Origin of the sequence: Desulfosediminicola sp. (genome assembly GCF_048381775.1) — a bacterium.
In the GTDB taxonomy this organism is placed as follows: domain Bacteria; phylum Desulfobacterota; class Desulfobulbia; order Desulfobulbales; family Desulfocapsaceae; genus Desulfopila; species Desulfopila ganghwensis.
Map to the genome: position 1 here is coordinate 75045 of NZ_JBLXGE010000004.1, position 14133 is coordinate 89177.

The 14133-nt window shown below is 47.9% G+C and carries 9 protein-coding genes; 5 read left to right on the forward strand and 4 right to left on the reverse strand.

The window, feature by feature from the left end; genetic code table 11:
• Positions 1-5: 5 nt before the first annotated feature.
• A complete protein-coding gene (gene dut, locus ACN5NT_RS08025; RefSeq protein WP_419175074.1) occupies positions 6-488 on the forward strand; it encodes a dUTP diphosphatase in 483 nt (160 codons plus the stop codon).
• A gap of 1 nt (position 489) precedes the next feature.
• A complete protein-coding gene (locus tag ACN5NT_RS08030) occupies positions 490-1257 on the forward strand; it encodes an MBL fold metallo-hydrolase (RefSeq protein WP_419175075.1) in 768 nt (255 codons plus the stop codon).
• A 394-nt stretch (positions 1258-1651) separates the two neighbouring features.
• Here ACN5NT_RS08030 and yhbY read toward each other — a convergent pair whose 3' ends face one another.
• The 3 genes from yhbY to ACN5NT_RS08045 all read right to left on the reverse strand — a co-directional run bounded on the left by yhbY (position 1652) and on the right by ACN5NT_RS08045 (position 5112).
• Complete coding sequence (yhbY, locus tag ACN5NT_RS08035) at positions 1652-1987, reverse strand: ribosome assembly RNA-binding protein YhbY (RefSeq protein ID WP_419175076.1); 336 nt, start codon at positions 1985-1987, stop codon at positions 1652-1654.
• Between the two features lie 57 nt (positions 1988-2044).
• The gene (locus ACN5NT_RS08040) at positions 2045-3241 is read right to left on the reverse strand and encodes a TraB/GumN family protein (RefSeq protein WP_419175077.1); all 1197 of its coding nucleotides are present in this window, start codon (positions 3239-3241) and stop codon (positions 2045-2047) included.
• A 185-nt stretch (positions 3242-3426) separates the two neighbouring features.
• Positions 3427-5112: a LysM peptidoglycan-binding domain-containing protein gene (locus ACN5NT_RS08045; RefSeq protein WP_419175078.1), complete on the reverse strand. Its 1686-nt coding sequence runs from the start codon at positions 5110-5112 to the stop codon at positions 3427-3429.
• A 294-nt stretch (positions 5113-5406) separates the two neighbouring features.
• On the opposite strand from ACN5NT_RS08045, the gene ACN5NT_RS08050 reads away from it, so the two are divergent.
• From ACN5NT_RS08050 to ACN5NT_RS08060, 3 genes are all read left to right on the forward strand, one after another.
• Positions 5407-8778: a transglycosylase domain-containing protein gene (locus ACN5NT_RS08050; RefSeq protein WP_419175079.1), complete on the forward strand. Its 3372-nt coding sequence runs from the start codon at positions 5407-5409 to the stop codon at positions 8776-8778.
• A gap of 338 nt (positions 8779-9116) precedes the next feature.
• Complete coding sequence (locus ACN5NT_RS08055; RefSeq protein WP_419175080.1) at positions 9117-10958, forward strand: tetratricopeptide repeat protein; 1842 nt, start codon at positions 9117-9119, stop codon at positions 10956-10958.
• Between the two features lie 191 nt (positions 10959-11149).
• A complete protein-coding gene (locus ACN5NT_RS08060; protein WP_419175081.1) occupies positions 11150-13423 on the forward strand; it encodes a GspE/PulE family protein in 2274 nt (757 codons plus the stop codon).
• A 126-nt stretch (positions 13424-13549) separates the two neighbouring features.
• Here ACN5NT_RS08060 and ACN5NT_RS08065 read toward each other — a convergent pair whose 3' ends face one another.
• Positions 13550-14083, reverse strand: coding sequence for a DUF309 domain-containing protein (locus ACN5NT_RS08065; RefSeq protein WP_419175082.1), 534 nt, complete (start codon positions 14081-14083; stop codon positions 13550-13552).
• Positions 14084-14133 lie beyond the last annotated feature (50 nt).

Consider the following 14133-nt stretch of genomic DNA (forward strand, 5'->3'; position numbering starts at 1 on the left):
CTATTATGACATCTTTCCGAACTCCCACAGTACGTACCTTGCCAGTTAAATTCTGTTGGTTACTGCCTGAAGAACAGCATGATCTCCAGTTGCCATCATATGAAACAGCCGGGTCTGCCGGTATGGATGTAGGGGCGGCGGTGGAGGATGATCTTGAGCTCGCACCAGGTGAAATTGTGTTGGTGCCGACCGGCTTTGCCGTAGCTATTCCCGAAGGTTTCGAAATACAGGTCCGACCACGTAGCGGCCTGGCTGTAAAACACGGCATTACTATTATAAATAGTCCTGGCACAATCGATTCAGACTATCGCGGTGAGGTGAAAGTCGGCCTCATCAATCTGGGAAATAACAGCTTTACCATCAGGCGGGGGGATCGTATAGCTCAACTGGTTCTTGCTCCGGTAACGCTGGCCTGCTGGGATGTCTGTACCGAACTTGATGATACCGAACGCGGCGCTGGAGGCTTCGGCCATACCGGAGTTCGCTGACATGAGATTCAGTGTGCTTGGCAGCGGCAGCCGGGGAAATTCTGTCTATATAGAAAGCGGTGCTACCGGGATACTTATTGATAATGGTTTCTCAGGTAAAGAGCTTGAGAAACGGTTACTTTCTATTGGTCGAAGTCTGGACAATATTACAGCGATCTGTCTGACCCACGAACATAATGACCATGTTGCCGGAGCAGGAGTTATTTCGCGGCGCTGCAAGGTACCTGTTCATGCAAATCCAGGTACCTTTGAGGGGGCGGAGAAGAGGCTGGGTAAGCTATATCAGAGGGCTGATTTTGCCACGGGAGACGAGCTGAGCATCGACGATCTTCAGGTGAGATCGTTTCGCATCTCCCATGATACACTCGATCCGGTTGGCTATGTGGTGAGTGATGGCACGAAACATTTTGGCTACTGTACCGATACTGGTAAAGTTTCCAAGTTGATGGAGTTACGGCTTGCCCGGTGCCATGGCCTCGTCCTTGAGTTTAACCATGACCCGGAAATGTTGAAGAACGGACCGTATCCACTGATGCTCAAGCAAAGGGTGCGATCCAGTCATGGCCATCTGGCAAACGAGGAAGCTGGAGAGTTCTTAGGTAGCCTGGTACACAACTCTTTGCGGGTTGCGGTATTGGCTCACCTGAGCGAAACCAATAATACCCCTAATTTTGCCATGGCTGCTGCGCTGCCCCACATGCCGGCTGACCATCCTGCCAGACTGCTTGCAGCTGAGCAGGACAAGGCGACAGATCTTTTTCAACTCTGATCTTTTTGAAGTGTGCTGGAGATGAATCCATCTACTCAGTGACATTTTCAACTTCCCGTCTGTCTCGAGCAATTATCGACGCCTGCACTTTGTTGGCCTGGTGATAATGAAAATCGTCACCGGCTGATTGACCTGAAAAACCGATAGTGCTCTTGTCGATTTTTTGACAGCTTCTATCAGAATGTCTCCGGTCTTTGTGATCACACGCTCGACCTCTTCAATACCGTGATCAGTGTTGAATGGTTTTAAGCCACAGGGTTGAAGATCTCGCTAACAGAAACAGTTCCTGTATAAAAGAAAAAGGCCCGGTGCTAAAAATATAGCACGGGCCTTGCAGTATGCAGGCACTTACAATAAAAAAAGAGCCTGACCCCGTAAGGGGCCAAAACGCGTTTTAGGCTTTGGGAAGCTTGATGCGCTCGTCTTTTTTACGTTTGGGATTGGCGCGATAAAGAATCAGGGTTTTACCAATGATTTGAACAAGGTAACTGTCTGTTGCCTTGGCGAGCTGTTCTCCGCCCAGATCCTTTTCCACGCCACTGTTTTTGCCAAGTTTCACCTTGATAAGCTCGCGTCGTTCGAGTTCGACATCGGCGGCTTCGATAAGCGATTCGCTCAAACCTTCCTTACCAACCTGAACCAGCGCCGGCAGGTCATGAGCGAGGCCTTTAAGATATTTCTTCTGCCTGCTGGTAAGAGCAGGTTTTTCGTCATTTTTAATTTCAGTCATAGTGGTGAACAACCTGTTGTTCTGCTGCCTATAGAATTATATATCTACGATAAGCAGTTAACTTATTAAATTTTTAAAGATTTCATAGCCGCCTACCCAGGTGCCGATAGCTGAGCCGAGACCGGTGAAGAAAAATACCAGGAAGACCCTGAGAAGTTTATTTTTCCACCAGCCGGTGAAGGACGAGATGTCATCACCAACTGATTCAAATTCACGAACTACAGGAGGTCGTGTCATAACCTGAATAAAAGCGGTTACATAACCTGCACCAATAACCGGTGTCAGGCTTGTGATAGGGGCTGCGGTAAAAGCCCCTATAGTGGTGAACGGGTGGGCAAGTGCCAAAAGGGCACCACAAGCCGCTGGAATACCGTTGGCGACAATCCAGAACATCAAATTGGCACCTGCAACACTGGCGCCTTTCATCACCCCGATGGCCACGAGTGAAGCGAGAATCAGCATGGGGACAGACCACCCTGCGACTTTCCACCCCTTGGAAATCGGCGGAATAGTGCTAATTTCCGCCATCTTGTTTTGCTGATCCTGCGGTAAAGACTTTTTTATACCTGCTACATGTCCTGCACCGACTACTGCGACCAGTTTCTGACCAGCAGAAGCCTTTATTTTCTCGGCAAGATATATGTCACGCTCGTCAATCAGCACTCGCTTCAGATCAGGAAATGATTCTCCCATTTCAGACATGAGGGTGGAAAGCACATCTTTCTTCTTCATGTCTTCAAGCTGTTCTTTGCTGATCTCTTCTGAATCGAAAACACTGGCCAGAAGAGAAGTCAGTAAATGGCCTTTACGAAACAATGAGGTTGATTTCCATGCTCTCCGTAAAGTGATTCGAACATCTCGATCGCAGAGACTAATAGGAATGTCATTTGCTTTGGCGCTGTCAGCACCTGCCAGAAGTTCGGCACCAGGTTTAACCCCTAATTGGTTCCCGAGTTTTTTCTGGTAGGACCCCATCAGCAGGCTGACCAGGAGAGTGGACAGCTGCTTGTTGCGAATGACCTGTTTAAGATCCAGAGCCTGCCAGTTCTCCTTGCGGGACATGGCATGGTAGCGCTGGTCATCAAGTTCCAGGCAGACACAGTCGGGCTGCTCCGAATTGATTACCTGTTCTACGAGATCTACAGATTCCTGTGAGATGTGGGCAGTGCCGATGAGGAGGATTTCCTTATCGGCAATCGTGATTCTATGAACATCTGGTCCATAGTCATAAGCGTCGGTTTCTGTTGTTGTCATGGAATATATTTTCTCTTATACAGCCAATTAATCAGCATTCCTGCAGAAGTATCGAGATGGGGGAACAACGGAACGTATTCCATGAAAACCTGAAACGTAGCTCCATCGACTCTGTCAAAAGATACATCCTGTCAGCGTAAATTCAAGCCAGCCTTTGCTTTCTTTCTCTCTTTGACAGGAATATTCTATCCCTTTCGGATAATAAGCCTACTACCAGGGTGGATGAGATTGGACTTGAGGTTGTTCAACTCCCGGATGCTATCCGCAGAGATGTTAAATCTGCGGGAGATGGTCCATAACGAATCACCATCCTGAACTTTGTACCAATTATAGTCGCTCGGGATGGAAACTTCATCCGGCAAGCCCTTTTTCTGTGCAGTAAGTGTGGGGATAGCACCTGATGATGATACGAGCGCAGATGTAGCCGGTTGATCGATAATCAACTTACTGGTTGAAGCGAGTATTCGCCTGGTTCCTGAGGTGCTTTTATTCGCATCCTCTATAAAGAGTGCGAGTTGCTGCCCGGCGCGGATTGAGTGGACACTTTTCAAGCCGTTCCAGGAGACAATCATGTTTTGCGGAACCTTGTACTTTTTAGCAATTTTGGAGATAGTCTCGCCACTTTGGATTTTATGCAGGATCAGATTATCATTATATGCAGCGAGATTGCTCAAATCACCGTCCGGCAGCAACTGGTATTTTACCATCGGATACGGAACGCGGAGATTGGTCCCCGGTTTGAGATTGGAGGACCTGAGATTATTCACTTTCAACAGCGCAGTGGTGTTCAGGTTATACTTTCTACAGATTGAGGCGATAGTTTCTCCCCGCTTGATAGTGTGCGTCTTGTAACCGGTGCTGACATAGGAGTGCAGATTGTCAAGATTCGACATGGCAAGCGATCTGCTTCCTGCCGGTATTTTTACACTGTAACCGACCTTGTTGGGAGGGGTCTTGCCGCGACGGAGTTCCTGATTGAGAGCCTTGATTTCCCTGACGTTGGTGCCGGAGATAATAGCTACAGCATCAAGGGGCATGCCTGGTTCGACCTGGATTTTATCGTATGTAAGAGGCTCTTCGTAGGCGATATTGGTAAAACCATATCTCTCGGGCTGTCTTGAGATCATGATTGCTGCTATCAGCTTGGGTACATAGCGCTTGGTTTCGAGGTGTAGATATTTATGCTGGGCAAGATCCCAGAAATTATCTACCTGATAGCGCTTCAGACCATTACGAATTTTTCCTGGCCCGGCATTATAGGCGGCAACAGCAAGATGCCAGTCACCGAACTCTTTGTAGAGATCGCCAAGATATGCGATTGCAGAGGCTGTGGATTCTTCCGGGTCTATGCGCTGGTCTATATATGAGTCAATTTTCAGGTTGTATTGTTTGCCGGTGGCCGCCATAAACTGCCAGAGACCAACCGCCCGGGAGCGGGAATAGGCGCGTTGACTGTAGCCACTCTCAATCATTGAGAGATATGCAAGGTCTTTGGGTAGTCCGGCCTTTTCCAGTTCATGCTCAATGAAAGGGACATATTTACCAGAGCGAGCAAGCCAACTCTCAAAACTGCGGCGCTGGCTGGTCTGAAACAGGTTCAGGTACATCTCTACCTGTTTATTAGTTACCACGGGGAAATCGAAGAGTTGTTCTACTCCGGTGATGGTGGTATCTTCTCCCCATTCACCTGTTTCACTTAAAGCCCGTAATTCTTCATCAAGGTCCGCATCTGATTCGCTTGAAAGGTATTTGAGGTCGGGATCATTGATGTCGTTGTCAGCGGCTCCTTCGATATTTCCGTCTTTTGTTGCAAGATAATCGGATTTTTCATTGATCGCGCAGCCTGAGAGAAAAAGTGCTGACGAAATCATTGTAAGTAGGGGGGCAGTCGTAATATATTTTAGAAACATATGAGTTATCAGTGGCCTATATATTAAGTAAACGGGGCGTTGAACCATATAGGTTACCCGGAAAAGTTTATTGAGTTCTGCAATATAACTTTGTACATTCAGGTCTGTTTTGACGCAGAGCTATTGATATTTGGAGAGTATTTAAAACCTAAGTGGTAAAGAATTGCAAGGATAATGCTGTCCGCCGACACCCGGCTTTAAGCAGTTGCCTGTCACATACCGCATATCACCCTGTCACGGCAGAAAAAAACAACTATGTTAAAGAAGCTATTCTATTTTTTCCTGTTTGTCTGTTTTGCAGCTGTAGCAACGGCTTCAGGTGGACTGTACTATTATATCGTGCTGGAACCTGGTACCGAGATTGATGAGAATAATATCGGGTCAATTCTTGGTAAGGAAAGTCCTGTATTTTATAATGATAATCAGACAAAGCTCGGGGTGTTTTTTGACGAGGCTCACCGTCAATATGTTCGATATGGCGAGATTCCTGAAGATTTTGTCAATGCTTTGGTGGCGGCTGAGGATAACCGGTTCTTTGAGCATTTCGGCTTTGACGTTTTCGGAATTACCAGGGCGGTTATCAGAAATGTTCAGGCGGGTAGAATTGTCCAGGGCGGTAGTACCCTGACCCAGCAGACAGCAAAAAATCTATTTAAAAGAACCGAGAGATCATATAAGGCGAAATTAAAAGAGTTGCTCTTTGCGTTGCGGCTTGAATATCGCTATCCGAAGGAAAAAATATTCGAATTTTATGCCAACCAGTTCTATGTGAGTGGGAACGGTCATGGATTGGGGGTTGCCGCAAGATATTACTTTGACAAGAAGCCGAGTGAGCTGACTTTGGTTGAGTGTGCTTTTATTGCCGGCAGTGTCAAAAGACCCAATTATTATAATCCATTCATCAAGAAAACCAGAGAAAGTGCTGAACTGGCAGAGCAGCGGGCCAGGGGACGGTTGAAATATGTGCTCGATAAAATGCTCGAGCTGGAAATGATCGGCCTAGGGAAATACCGGGAAGCACTTGCTTCCAATATTGGTTTTAATCAGGGGCAGGTGGGGTACTCTCTCGATTATGTGATGGAGATGGTAAAGGATGCTGTCACGACCCAGGAGATAACCGAGAGTCTGGAAAAACACGATATAGACAATGTGGCTACTTCCGGTATCCGGATTATCACCACCGTTGATAAGGATATCCAGGCAAAAACCCTCTACGCTCTTCGTCACGACCTCTCCCGGCTCGACACCTTACTGCGCGGTTATGAGCGTGATGAAGTGCAGCAGGAATACAGTGAGATGACGTATGCCGGTGACAATCGGCTGGATGTCGGCTCATTTCTTTTCGGCACGGTAAGCAGTGTCACAGTGACCGGCGGCCAGATCCTCGCTGTTGTCGATTTTGGTAGAAAACTCGGGGCAGGTACGCTTGATACCAAGGGTTTTGAGCATCTGGTCGATCCCCGGGTAAAGTGGCAGAAGAATATCTGGGCCAAGCCAGCCAAGGCTGATACGGAAAAGCTTGCCGGGCAGATTCAGCCTGGAGATAAAGTATGGGTAAGCGTCCGCGACGTGAACGAGGTTGGCGATGTGCTGCTCGACCTGGAAAAATACCCCAAGGTCCAGGGCGCAACTATGGTTATGAAGGATGGTATGATCCGGGCCATGGCGGGCGGTACGGAAAATCGCTTTTATAACCGTGCCGTCTACGCGAAACGGACAATGGGCTCTTCCCTCAAACCATTTGTCTTCGCAGCTGCTTTGCAACTGGGCTGGAACAGTTCGGATCTGCTCCAGAATTCCAGGGATGTATTCGTCTACCATAATCAACCGTATTTCCCCCGTCCCGACCACCAGAGTCCCCATGAATGGGTCTCGATGAGCTGGGCAGGTGTAAAATCTGAAAATCTCGCGTCTGTCTGGTTGCTGGCAAATCTCTGTGAGCAATTGAACCCTATCCAGTTTAAAACGGTTGCCGATCATCTCGGCCTCACGCCAAAGGTCGTGAACGGAGAGCAGGAGCCGTATCGTACATACCGAAACCGCATTCGTGATCGTTACGGCATAGTGGTGAATCAGGATGTACTTCGCGAGGCCGCATACAATGCAGCTCTACGAAATAGTGAAGCTGATTTTATGTTTGAGAACATGATTGAGGAGTACAAGTACTTCAACTCGCTGCATTACGGCTTGAATTTTGACAACTTTACGGAACAGCTCAACGCGAGTCTCAAAGACCGATCCAAACTAAAGAATTACGAGATCGAGGAGTTGCAGCTCAGAAAGAAAATTCTTTCAAAGACCTTTCTCAAGTTCGAAGAGTTACGAAGTCAACTCCACAATTACACCGACAGGTTGGAAGATCCGCTTGGTCTAATGCGACCGGACCTGCTTGGCGATGATTTAAGTTCCGGTGAATTATTTTTCGATTTTAATCTTGGTCGATATGTTTTCATGCCAAGAAAATTGGTGCATGGCGACCTCAGAGTCATAAACCGCAGAAATCTTCAGCAACAGCTCTTTGTCTCGACAGAGGTGGAGCGCAAACAGTTCTGGGGTAATATCCTTCTCTACGGAGAGGTGTCTGTAGAGTCGTTTGACATGCTTTCAAGACAGATGGATTTTGAGTACCGCCGCCTGCAACGGGAGCTGCCTTACAGCTTTGAGGTGCTTTCCGAGGTGAAGGATTTCAGGATCAATGTCGGGTTGAGGTATCTGATCGATCTAGCCCGGCAGATGGGAGTAAAAAGCGATCTGCAACCAGTGCTCTCTTTTGCCCTTGGCTCAAATGTAATGAGTTTGCTTGAGACGACCAGGATGTACGAAACCATGGTCACCGGTAAGCTGACAACCTATGGGGAGCATCCACAGGGGAGTGATAACGACAGTCTGCTGATTATTGATCGGATAGAATCCAGCGATGGCAGACTCCTCTATCAGCCGGAGCGTCACGTTACTCCAGTGCTTGGAGAAAAGAGCCGGATTGCTGTAAATAACATACTGGAAAATGTGATGAAGTTCGGTACCGGTCGTCGAGCCGACAAAGCGGTGAAGATTGCCGCGGCTGACGGCTCCGGGGCTGGCAACCTGACGGTTCCTGTGCCATTGATGGGCAAGACCGGAACCGCGAATCGTTACACCAATGCATCATTCTTTGGGTATCTGCCGGGGTTGGGTCAGAGCGGTACCTATATGGTCCCGGAAAAAGGCTATGCCGTAGGCGCCTATGTTGGTTTTGACGATAATTCAGATATGCGCAAATCAACAATTCGAATCACCGGGGCCGCCGGTGCGTTGCCGTCCTGGGTTGATATCGTAAATACCATTATCCAGGAGCGGAGCTATATAGAGTCATTTGATCCGGTTGATCTCTCTTTTAATGGCCTGCAGTTAAAATATAATAATCTTGGCCAGCTGAACATGGCAGTGAAGGGTGATGGTGGGGGAGTGATTGGTCAGCCTGCCAGCACTGTGAGCGAATTGAGTCGCTATAAGCCTTCAATTCTTACCTTTGGTCAATTAAGTGAAAGTGGTTTCATCCCGGAGAGAACTTTCGAACCTTTCTGGCAGGTTGGAGAAGGATTGCTTTTTTCTGTCTCTGATGAGCTGGTAAATGCTTTCGAGCCTTGATCTTCTGTTTCTCAAAAAATTTTGGTAGAAACGTCACAGGGGCATTGAAGTTGGTGTGCTGAATCCAAACTTCAATGCCCCTGTTCTTTGCAGCTGGCAGTAATAACCTGGTTAGTGAGTGTGCTAACTGGTTATAATGATTTGGTTGTGCTTTGAGCTGATTCGCAGATATGGTACGATTAGCTGGTTGCAAGAAATGCGGGCTAAAGACTTGTAATCGCCTGCAGATATGGTAATAAGATGAAAATACTAATAATATTGACATAAATTGAGGCGGCGGTCGCAGGCCCTGAGGTCTGTACGACTGCTCCCCCGGAATTTAAGACCCTCTCCTGATCATGAAGAAGACATTTTACATCAGTACTATCGCATGCTGTATGTTGGCGCTGACCGGTTGTGTTCAGTCCCAGAAACGAGTTGCCACCCCATCATCCGGCATGCAGGGCCCGAATATGAGTGCCCCTGTATATACTGGTGACGGCACCACCGATACCCCCGGGGCAAAGACTGTTCAGCAGCCTGGATATCTCGATATTGCTGATGAGTCAGGTTTGACATTGGAGGATGTAACCCGGGAGCAGGTCTTGCCTTCAATGCAATATGTAAATGATCGAATTTACCAGTACAGTAGTAAGCTTGAGAAATGGAAAGAGTTGGACAGTAAATCCATGCAGGTGGATTTGAGCCAGGATGATACCGAACAAATGGTCCGCTGTTTCAGAAAGCTGCAGGGAGTACTGAACGGATATACTGCGCTCAGGGAAGATTTGTTACAGAATCACAACTATACCGGTAACGGTGGAGTGAGTGGTACGGTCATTCAGGATCTGCAGATACAGGATATTGAGTTTCTTGAGAGTCCCTGTGGCAAGTTGTTAGGGGATAGCACTCAAAACAGCATCGGCTGGGGACAGTCTCAGGATAACACCGGACTTGAGCAGCTGGAAGCACTCGTGAAGCGTTATGCCGACAATCATGAATATGAAGAAGTTGTTCAGGTATGGCTGCAGATTCCCGAGAACCAGAAAGATCGTCTGAACCAGCAGACAAAGCTTCGATACGGTAATGCCCTGATGTATCTGCACCAGGAAGGGCAGGCGGCGAAGATCTATCGTCAGGTTATTGACGAGATGTCCGCCGCAGGCAGCAATGGTTCCGATCTTGTTTCGTATCGAAAGACGCTTGCTGATTTGTACACCGCCAGCGGTAACTATAAGGCTGCCGAAGAGCAGTATAATAAGATTTCTGAAGCGTATATCAGCCTTGGCAAAATCGATGACTGGTCCAAGTTGCAGATCTCCATTCTCGAAGGGAGTGTCAAAGGTGGGCCCGAGTTAAAGGCATACTCCGGTCTGCTTAGGAATTACCTTGGTTTTATTCCAGAAAAAGATGGTTACAAGGTTGTTTGGCAGGCCGATGAGTTTCTGCTGAATTACCCGTATTCCGCTGTTTCCTCTAATGTGGATATCATTAAAGCGGATAGCCAGAAAAGAGCCGATGGCTGGGTGAATCGGTTAATTGCCAATGTGGATCAGCTTGTGGCTGAGAAGAAATATGATCAAGCGATTCGTACTATTGACTCGGTTCCCCTCGATCTGATCGATAACCAGAAACGCGATCAGCTCAGGCTCAAAAAAGATGATCTTGTTCTGGCAGATGCAGTCAACAGAGAAACCCTGAAACTCACCCAGGTTCAGGATCTGCAGCGTAAATGGAATAATGGCATGCTGCTGGTAAAAGGTGAGCGCTACGAAGAGGCGATAACACTCTTTACCGAGATGCTTGACACGGAATATGGTGCCAAGGCCGAGAGCAAGATATCTGAAGTTGCCTTGCTGGCCGCTAATTCTGAGCGAAGAAAGGCTGCTGACCTCTTCATCCGCTTTACCAAAACTTCAGATCAGGAAAGCCAGAAAAAGCTTCTGCTCGAATGTCACCGTAAGCTCAAAGACATACTCGTCAAATATCCGGATGTTGAGATTGCGGATAAGGTTCGCAGCAATATCAAACGCGTGGAACAGGAAATGAATCGTCTTGATCCGAACCTGCTTCGCATGACAGAAAATGATTTTCAGTTTCAGTCCCGGCAGACAATTGATCCATTCAATTCAGGTCTCGGTGTTGGAACCCTGCAGCCTTCCGCACAATCTCCCATTACTGAGCGGCCTCTCGTTCAGTAACTGCAAACTGTTACCTCCCCCCGGTTATCTTTAACCGGGGGGAGTTTTTTGAGCCGTAGGCTTGATCATATCTGTATCAATTGGTATTGGATGATCATCATTTCTCGATCGTCAGTAAAGTAGTTTGGCGAAACGAGGTTTCGTTTTCGCTGTGCTGCTGTCCACCGTAATTTGTGTTGACGGAGTTTTCCATGTCTGCAATTGCCCCCCCAAGTGCCAAGGTTCGTTCCAGCAGTCCCTTTGATGTTCTTTTCAAACGACTTATGAATGAGATTCACGCTGCGTCCAGCCCCAATTCTATCATGGTTGGGCTACGCAATAAGATTCTCAAGGTGTACGATGTCGAGATGGCGACCATATTTCTGGTGGATGCCAAAAAGCATCAGCTGGTCTCCTGGGTGTTGCTGCCGGGGGAGGCTCTCAGGAAAATCAGGACGGACATAAACCGGGAATCCATAATCGGCTTTGTCGCCGATACCCAGAAAACTCTGAATATCCCTAATGTATACGATACCGAGGGGCTGAAAAGAATACATCCTACACTCACTTTTGACAGGCGCTGGGATGAAAAAGGTGGCTGCGTTACCCGGCAGGTACTGTCTACACCAATTGTTTACCAGAAGAATTTGTTGGGGGTGATTCAGCTCATAAATCGTTGTGACGGACTGGAATTTGATACTGACGATGAACGACGCATAGCGGAACTCGCAGAAACGCTGGGTATTGCCCTTTACAACCATTATAAGTCCGGCAAAAAGGTACCTCTCAGATATGAGGAACTTATAAAAAGGGAAATCATCTCCGGGCAGGAAATGGAACGTGCCATGGTGATTGCGACCCAACAGGAAAGGGATGTCGAGTCGGTGTTGATGGAGAACTTCATGGTGGAGCGTGAAGAACTTGGCGATACTCTGGCCATGGTCTATCAGACCAAATTTATGGACCTTACCCAATCCACTCATTCTGTTGCCTCGCTTGTCCCCAAGGGTAATTTCGACAATTTTGAGAGAGATCTCATTATTCCAGTCGAGCAGCAGGACGACACGCTTTTTCTGGCAGCTAAGGACCCGGTTAATCAGCCGGATCTCACCCAGATCAAGAAAACATATGGCGTGCTTCATGCCAAAATCTTCCTGTCCTTCGGTGATGACATCAGGGCGGTACTTGAGAAATACCGGCCGGGCAACGAAGAGGAAGGGGAGTATGAGCAGAAACCGGGCTTAAATGGTCATGATTACCAGGAAGTCGACGAGCGTGTTGAGATCGATAACAGCCCTGCCATAAAGCTTGTAAATAAAATTCTGGAAGACGCATATTATGCTGGAGCTTCAGATATTCACATTGAACCTTATGGCATGACTCAGGACTCTGAGGTTCGGTTCAGAATTGACGGCCATTGCAAAAATATACTTCGAGTTCCAAAACATAATGTCACTTCGGTAATTGCCAGGGTAAAGGTAATGGCTGATCTGGATATCTCCATTAAAAGAAAACCCCAGGATGGGAAGATAAAATTCACCACAACCCGAGCGGACAACGTGGAGCTGAGGGTTGCGACCATCCCAACCGCAGGCGGTAACGAAGATGTGGTGTTGCGAATCCTTGCAGACTCAAAGCCATTGCCGCTTGAGCAGATTACTCCTGCCAGGATTTATAATCGGATAACCCAGGCCCTGGTTAAACCCCACGGTCTATTTCTGGTGGTTGGCCCCACCGGTTCCGGTAAAACCACTACTCTGCATTCAGCCCTCAATTACATCAACACACCGGAAAAAAAGATCTGGACCGCGGAAGACCCGGTTGAGATTACCCAGTATCGACTCAGGCAGGTTCAGGTTAAGCCAAGTATCGGTTATACCTTTGCCGCTGCAATGCGCGCTTTTCTTCGTGCCGACCCCGATGTCATCATGATCGGTGAGATGCGAGATGAAGAGACCGCCGGCATGGCCATCGAGGCATCTCTTACCGGTCATCTGGTTTTCAGTACCCTGCACACCAACTCGGCGGCGGAAACCGTTGTCCGTCTGATCGATATGGGGCTGGACCCTTTCAATTTCTCAGATTCACTGATTGGTATTCTCGCCCAGCGTCTGGTTCGTACTCTCTGCCCTGATTGTAAAGAGGGATACACTCCCAGCAAGAAAGAGTTTGATCATCTGGTGCAGTCATATGGCATCCTTTTTTATGATCATATCCAGACCAGCTATTCGGATTCGTTGGTGCTGTACAAGGCCAAGGGCTGCGATAAATGCAATAACAGTGGTTATAAAGGAAGGGCTGGTCTCTTTGAACTGCTTATTGCCAGCCAGAAAATTAAAGAAATGATCATCGACAAAGCGACCTCCGAAGAGATCAAGCAGGAGGCGATTAATAACGGCATGACTGTGCTGCTGCAGGAAGGTATCCAGCTGATATTTGATGGAAAAACCGATTATAATCAGGTTATGGCTACCTGCTCCATCTAGCTGCCAATGGGATTATAGGAAAATGGCCGGTATTTCAATGTATGCCAGCACGGCAATATGAAAACCGGTCATGAGCAGATGGCAGTTGGAACGATACGGGATGCGAAAAAGTAAAAGACGAATTATCTATCGCACTAATTCCGGTGGCTGAGGATCGAGTTCCCGCAGGGCCTTCAGTAGTGGTTCGGGCTGAAAATAGTCGCTGAGAAATTCCTGGTGTATTGTCAGTACATCTATTGCCTTATCTGCCATTTTTCTGGCTTGCGGTTTGTAGCCGCAGCCCAGTTTCACATAGACCCCCGCCGCCCTGATCAGGGCCTGCATGATGAGCTTAGTGTCACCTTGGGCACTGTACCAGGCATGCTCGAGCACCTCGTGCATTTCAAAGAATAGCCCGAGGTTCCAGAGAATCGTACTCCTCCATATAGGATCTTCTGAACCGCCGTGGATTGTCTTTACTGCCTCTTTGTAGAGTTGCAGTCGTTGTTGGATATACTCGGAATATAGTGGGGCAGGGTGTTCGGCGAGATATCGTTTTGCGACCTCTTCCGCACTGGAGATGTTACCGGCTTCCAGACATTCAACCAGTGAGCTTGAAAGGGTATTCCGAATATCACGACTTAACCGGTCGGTAAACGGATTGAATATTTTTTCAGTCATAGGGGATGGTGGCCGCTGCTGGGTGAAATGAAGCCGGGTGTAACCCGGCT